This is a genomic window from Bacillus massiliigorillae, assembly GCF_000380245.2.
Lineage (GTDB): Bacteria > Bacillota > Bacilli > Bacillales > DSM-1321 > Bacillus_AD > Bacillus_AD massiliigorillae.
In genome coordinates this window covers 1-7,352 of the sequence record NZ_HG428745.1, presented here as the reverse complement: position 1 = coordinate 7,352, position 7,352 = coordinate 1, and the positions used below count along the sequence as shown (strand labels likewise).

Sequence of the window (7,352 nt, the reverse complement as noted above, 5' to 3'; positions counted from 1 at the left end):
TAGGTCCTGTGGCACCTGTAGCACCCGTAGCACCTGTAGGTCCTGTGGCACCTGTAGCGCCCGTAGCACCTGTAGCACCTTTACGTCCTCGTGGCCCTCTACAACAACATTTACATTTTCTATTTTCACATCTGCATTTTTCACGACCGAAATCTGAAGATTCAGATGATTCGCATCTGCATTTATTACACTCGAAATCCGAAGATTCTGGAGATTTACATCTGTGTTTTTTATGCTTACAATCTGTGGATTCAGAAAATTTACATCTACAATTGTGGATACCACATACCATACATCTTCTATGTTGTCCCAATTTTTACCTTCTCCTTTCATTCTAGCTACTATATCTTATGCCGCTATAAAAAATTGGATTAGACTAAAATCTTTTAAAATAGTTTTTTGTGAATAAAAATTTTAAAATTAGATATTTGAATTTAAGTGCCAGTCATGATATACCTTGATGAATCAGCCTTATATGTTGTCCTGATTTTTACTTTCTCCTTTCGTTCTAAGTGCTATATCTTATGTCTCTATAAAAAAATGGATTAGACTAAAATCTTTTAAAATAGTTCTTTATGAATAAAAATTTAAAAATTAGATATTTGAATTTAAATACCACTCATAATACGCCGTGATGAAACAGCTTTTTTAATATCAATTATCTGGGACTGTAATGGGATGATATAGATTTTCTTAATGAAACTTTATCTGTTAGAAGAAGTTAGCTTATACAAAGGAAAAAGGATTATTCAAAAAAAGACCGAAAGCCCATAGCTCTATATGTTCAATAAGTCTTCCTTCTAAGTAATTTATAAATATAGGAGAGAGCATAAAGAGGAACCGGAAAAATGGAAAGAAGCGTTTGGAAAGGTTTTCAATCCATTAGATTTAGTTTTTCCAAACATGGAATTAGGTACTTTTCAAGATCCACGTATGATGTTGAGAGAATTTAATGAATAAATAAAAAAAGCGCATGTACCCCAAATCACTTTTTGTGATTTGCGACATACACACGCGACGGTGCTGTTAAGTGTGTGGATGAATCTAAAAGTAGTGAGACACTCACAAAATGTAATCTATAGTTCATATTACGTTCATTTTATCTTTACATCAATAGCATGGAACAAGAAGATTTTCTGCTAGATTTGTAATCTTTGGTTCTTGTAATATCATTCATTGTTAATAAGAATACTAAACCTTTTTATTATTTTTATATAATTTTTATGCAAAAAACTCTTGAAACCGTTATCAAGCATAGTTATAATACAAATAGAAAAAGACAAACTGTAATTGAATACCTCTTACACAGGATTGTGACTGTTCGGCAGGCAAAACCTAAATTCATACCAAGGATACAAGATAATTGTATTCTTGGTATGAGTTTAGGTTTTTTATTTAGGCTAATAAGTAGGTGATGAAATATGAAAATCAAAAAAGTATTCAACAATAATGTAGTCTTAGTAGAAAATGATAATAATTCTGAAATGATTGTTATGGGGAGAGGTCTTGCTTTTCAAAAGAAATCAGGTGAAGATATTGATCCTTCCAATGTTGATAAAACATTTGTTTTAGAAACAAAAGGCCTATCAGATAAATTAGCTCATCTCATTAACGAAATTCCATCGGAACATTTGGATTTATCAGATGAAATTATCACCTATGCTAAATTAATGTTACCTGGGAAAATTAGTGATAATATTTATCTCACCTTAACTGACCATATTAGTTTTTCAATATCTCGCTTTCAACAAGGCTTAATACTCAAAAATGCGTTGCTTTGGGAAGTGAAGAAATTTTATCGTAATGAATATGAAGTTGCTTTACACGCATTACAAATCATTGAAAGGAAGACGGGTTATAAGCTACCTGAGGATGAAGCTGGTTCGATAGCTCTTCACCTTATTAATGCTCAGCAAAACCAAAATGATATGGAAGACACGATGAATATGACGAAAATGGTAAATGATGTTCTTACTATCGTTAAATATCATTATGGTTTAGAGCTAGATGAAAATTCAATTAATTACAGTCGCTTCGTTACTCATTTAAGATATTTTGCCTATAGATTGACTCATAATGAATCTACTATTGAAGGTGAGAAAGAATTATATGAACAAGTAAAGACAAAATATCCTGAAGCATATCAATGTACCCAAAAGGTAAAAGCTTATATTGAGTCCACTTATGATAAAAAACCAAACAAAGATGAAATGCTGTATTTAATGCTTCACATTCACCGTATTACATCACGGGAAAAACATAATAATTGAACCACAGGATTGTGACTGTTCGGCAGGCAAAACCTGAGTTGATTTTACTTATTCGAGTTCATTATTTCGAATAATTGATATCAATTCAGGTTTTTCTTTATATAAAAATAAAATAAAAGGAGTGCCATATATGAGCTATACAAGCTTAGCTAAAGAAATTCTCCAACATATCGGTGGAGAAAACAACGTAAACAGTTTAGTACACTGTGCTACTCGCTTACGTTTTAAAGTAAAAGACAGTAAAAAAGTAAATAAAGAAGCATTAGAAAATGTGAAGGGTGTTATTAGTGTTGTTCAAACGGGTGGCCAACAACAAGTAGTAATTGGTAACCATGTTTCTGATGTATTTAAAGAAATTAATAAAATCAGTAACTTCTCCAAAGAATCTAGTGAAACATCGGAAGAAAAAATATCACTATCCGGAAAAATATTTGAATTGATTTCTGGTACATTTACCCCATTATTAGCACCTCTTGCTGGAGCAGGTATGTTGAAGGCTCTTTTAGGTGTATTAGTTATGTTTGATTTGTTATCAGATCAAAGCGGTACGTATGCTATTTTATCTGCTGCTGGTAATGCTATTCTATTCTTCTTACCTATTATGATAGGTTTTACTTTAGCTACGAAATTAGGAGCTAACCCATATATGGGGGGGATTATCGGAGCCGCACTTTTAGAACCAAACTATACAGCTTTATTAGCTAATGGAGATACAAGTTCGTTCTTAGGAATACCAGTTATTTTGATGGACTATTCTTCTCAAATCGTACCGGCATTTATTTCAGTACTTATTTATGCTCAATTAGAGAAATTCTTGAAAAAAGTTATATATAAAGATTTACAAATGTTCTTAGTACCAATGCTTTCATTAATGATTATTGTACCATTAGCTGCTATTGCTTTTGGTCCTTTTGGAACTTATGTAGGTCAAATGGTTGCTGCAGGAATTAATTTCTTGAGTGAACATAGCGGACTATTAACGGGTGCCGTTGTTGGTGGCGCTATGGTTTTTCTTATTATGTTTGGATTACATTGGGCTCTTATTCCAATGAGTATTGAAAACTTAATGAACGGCGGAGACCCAATTGACCCTATGTGGGCAGCAAGTACCTTTGCTCAAATGGGTATTGCATTAGGTATTTTCTTAAAAACAAAAGACAAAGAAACAAAAGCTCTTGCCGGTTCAACTACTCTAACTGGATTACTTTCAGGTGTAACGGAGCCAATTCTTTATGGATTAATTGCAACTCATAAACGCACATTAAAATATGTTGTTATTGTCGGAGCAATCGGTGGTGCTTTCATTGGGGCATTTGGAGCTGAAAATAATGCCTTTGCACTTCACACGATATTTACACTAAGTGGTACAACTACACCGTGGCTTCCATACTTCTTTATGATTATCATGACAATAGGTGGAGCAGCAGCCTTAACATATTTCTTAGGTTATGAAGACAAAAAGAAACCACAAAATACTGATACAACAATTAAAGCAGGAGAACTACTTGTAAAAAAAGAAGGAATCGTTAGCCCCTTAACAGGAACTATTACTCCTTTAAATCAAGTAAAAGATGCTGTATTTGCATCTGAGGCGATGGGGAAAGGAATAGCAATTGAGCCAACTGTTGGTGAAGTTCATTCACCAGTAAACGGTATCATTACAACAATCTTCCCTACAGGACATGCTGTTGGTATTACATCAGATGATGGAGCGGAAATTCTCATTCATATTGGAATTGATACGGTTCAATTAGAAGGGAAATACTTCAATGCACATGTGAAAACGGGTGACAAAGTAACAAAAGGACAACATTTAATCGACTTTGATATGGAAAAGATTAAAAAGGCTGGCTATCTTGTAACAACACCTGTAATTATTACAAACACTGCGCAATATATGGATATCATTGAAACAAATAAAGAACAAATTGCTAAAAACGAAGATTTATTAACTCTAGTAATCTAATACATCTAACTGATTGGGAATGAACTCTGTTTATTCCCGGTTGGTTTAGCATATTTTGGAGGGACAAACAAAGATGAAAAGCTTCTCAAAACCATTTCCAAAAGATTTTTTATGGGGTGGAGCAACAGCAGCAAACCAAATAGAAGGTGCATACCAAGAGAATGGTAAAGGCCTTTCTACAGCAGACGTATTACCACATGGTGTTTTTAACCCACAAGATTATTCAATGGAAGGTTATTATCCTTACCACACTGCAATTGATTTTTATCACAACTACAAAGAAGATATCGCTCTTTTTGCTGAAATGGGTTTTAAATGTTTCCGTATGAGTATTGCATGGACTCGTATATTCCCGAATGGTGACGAATTAGAACCAAATGAAGAAGGTTTAAAATTTTATGATGACGTATTTGCTGAGTTAGCTACACATAATATTCAGCCTATCGTTACCATTTCTCACTATGAAATGCCGCTTGCTTTAGTGAAAAATTATGGAGGTTGGAAAAACCGTAAACTTATAGAATTTTATGAGCGTTTTGCTAGAACTCTTTTTACTCGCTACAAAGATCAAGTGAAATATTGGATGACATTTAATGAGATTAATTTTGTTATCCATGCTCCATTTACTGGTGGTGGACTTGAGTTTGAGGAAGGTGAAAATGTAAAAGATACGCAATATCAAGCAGCTCATCACCAATTTGTTGCCAGTGCTCTAGCAGTAAAGGCAGGTCACGAGATTAATCCGGATAGTAAAATTGGTTGTATGCTTGCTTATGCACCAACTTATCCTTATTCATGTAATCCAGAAGACGTATGGACGGCTATGATGTTAGACCGTGAAACTGTATTCTTCACAGATGTTCAAGTTCGTGGATATTATCCTTCCTATACAGAACGCTACTTTGCAGAACATAATATTACAATTAAAATGGAGCCTGGTGATGAAGAAATTCTTCGTACACATAAAGTAGACTACTTAGGTTTCAGTTACTATAACAGTGGTACGGCCTCTGCAACTCCTGAAAATCATAAGGCTTCTGATGGTAACTTACAATTAGGGGGCGTAGAAAACCCGTACTTAGAAGCATCCGAATGGGGATGGGAAATTGATCCGAAAGGCCTTCGAATTGCTTTAAATTCGTTATACGACCGTTACCAAATTCCTTTATTTATCGTTGAAAATGGTTTTGGTGCTGTTGATATTTTAGAAAATGAGACCGTAAATGACGATTACCGTATTAGCTATTTCCGTGATCATATTGCTGAAATGAAGGAAGCTATCGCTGATGGTGTTGACTTAATCGGTTACACTACATGGGGTCCTATTGACCTTGTAAGTGCTTCTACTGCTGAAATGAAAAAACGATATGGCTTTATCTATGTAGATAAGGATAACGAAGGTAATGGAACATTAAAACGTTACAAAAAGAAAAGCTTCAACTGGTACAAGAAAGTTATTGCTTCTAATGGTGAAGATTTAATTTAAGAATGTATAAAGGATAGTCGCAATCAAAGATTGATTACGACTATCCTTTTGTGTTTGGTATTATTTACCTTGATTTATGACAGACAAAAACGGTGATGTTGTGAAGTGGGGGAACAATCCCAAAGCAGTGCAAGAACATTTATGGCATGGATGTATTAAAGACGACTTTAGAAATTTATTCGCAGATATTTGAAAAGAGGGTAGCAGTTCATGTAGAGGAGAATCTTTCGAAAAAGAAGAGTCATTCGAAGGAAATTAAGTTGAGACAGAGAAAATGAGAAAAACCCTTGATAAACAAGGGTTTCAAGTGTATGGAGCATAGGGGGCTCGAACCCCTGACCTCAACACTGCCAGTGTTGCGCGCTCCCAGCTGCGCTAATGCCCCGAAATATTATTTATATTTCATTTTTATCCAATTTTCAGGAAATTGTCAATAGGGAATTCCTGTTTATAAGCTTTCAATTTCTACGGTTTGAATACCTTCTATATTAGAGATTGCTGTATATACGTCAACTGTTCTACGTTGATAGTGAATAGTTGTTTTTAACTGTATGAAATGGGTGGTTTCCATATCTTTAATTCGGATATTCTTGATTGAGATTCCTTCTTTTTGTATTTGATGAATGATATGCCCAATTTCTTGTTTATCAAATACAGTTAACTGTAACAATATTTCTTTTTGCCTCAGTTGCTTTGGTCCGATAATATTCATAATAAGCGGGACTATTTCAACACTTATTATGAGAAGAAACACGCCTGCAATTGCCTCTATATAAAACCCTGCTCCAACTGCTATTCCTAATCCAGCTGCTCCCCAGATCATTGCAGCTGTAGTTAATCCAGAAATACTATCATTTTCTCTGCGTAAAATAACACCTGCTCCAAGAAAACCGATACCAGAAATGATTTGAGCAGCCAGTCGTAGAGGATCCATAGTGATGTTAACATGGTCGCTACTTGGAAATAAATAAGCGGATTTTATTGAAACAATCGTTAATAAACAACTTACTATAGAAATGACAAGACTAGTTTTTAAACCGACAGGCTTTCTTCGTATCTCGCGTTCGATTCCTATAATTAATCCTAAAATGGCGGTTATACCCAGCTTTAAAAATATATCAAGCCTCGTTTGATAATCAATTATACTTGTGAAAATATCCATACCTTATCCCCCTTAATGTTAATGTTACGGTATATATATCTGAAGGGAATCTCTAAGTATATATTATATGTGATAGTAAAAAGAGAAGCATCAATGAATTAAAGGATTTATTCATTATTATCAATGAAGACAGGTAAATACTTTATTGATTTGGATAATAGAAGTTTGTATGATAAGAACAATATATTTTTAGGAGAATCTTATAGTTTTTCTAAAAAAATAAGTTTTTTTCAAAAAAACTATTGCGATATGATAAAAAACATGATAAATTATATCTTGTCCTTAAGACAAAGCGAGTTTAAGTGAAAAGCTGTTAGCTATTTTGAATTTCGAAAAAAGGTTGACAAAGTTTTGCTGAATGCTATAATAAGAAAGTCGCTCTTAACGACAAAAAGTTTTGGTAAAAAACTTATTGACAACAAAATCAGCTGAATGATATAATCAAAAAGCTGTTTTTGAAAAATGATC

General features: G+C 33.8%; 4 protein-coding genes, 1 tRNA gene and 1 pseudogene. 3 read left to right on the top strand and 3 right to left on the bottom strand.

Annotated elements, in window-relative coordinates:
* A pseudogene (locus TX86_RS27340) lies at positions 1 to 313 on the bottom strand (hypothetical protein); the annotation flags it as partial.
* A gap of 1,108 nt (positions 314 to 1,421) precedes the next feature.
* On the opposite strand from TX86_RS27340, the gene licT reads away from it, so the two are divergent.
* From licT to bglH, 3 genes are all read left to right on the top strand, one after another.
* Positions 1,422 to 2,270 (top strand): BglG family transcription antiterminator LicT, encoded by an 849-nt coding sequence (licT, locus tag TX86_RS21535; RefSeq protein WP_042352086.1) that lies wholly within the window; start codon positions 1,422 to 1,424, stop codon positions 2,268 to 2,270.
* Between the two features lie 130 nt (positions 2,271 to 2,400).
* Positions 2,401 to 4,236 carry a beta-glucoside-specific PTS transporter subunit IIABC gene (locus tag TX86_RS21530; RefSeq protein WP_042352085.1) on the top strand — a complete coding sequence of 612 codons (1,836 nt, stop codon included), beginning with the start codon at positions 2,401 to 2,403 and terminating at the stop codon, positions 4,234 to 4,236.
* Between the two features lie 73 nt (positions 4,237 to 4,309).
* Positions 4,310 to 5,722: an aryl-phospho-beta-d-glucosidase gene (gene bglH / locus TX86_RS21525; protein ID WP_042352084.1), complete on the top strand. Its 1,413-nt coding sequence runs from the start codon at positions 4,310 to 4,312 to the stop codon at positions 5,720 to 5,722.
* Between the two features lie 312 nt (positions 5,723 to 6,034).
* Here the strand turns inward: bglH and TX86_RS21520 are convergent.
* A tRNA-Ala gene (locus TX86_RS21520) sits at positions 6,035 to 6,107 on the bottom strand.
* A gap of 63 nt (positions 6,108 to 6,170) precedes the next feature.
* A complete protein-coding gene (locus TX86_RS21515; RefSeq protein ID WP_042352083.1) occupies positions 6,171 to 6,884 on the bottom strand; it encodes an MgtC/SapB family protein in 714 nt (237 codons plus the stop codon).
* Positions 6,885 to 7,352: the final 468 nt, after the last annotated feature.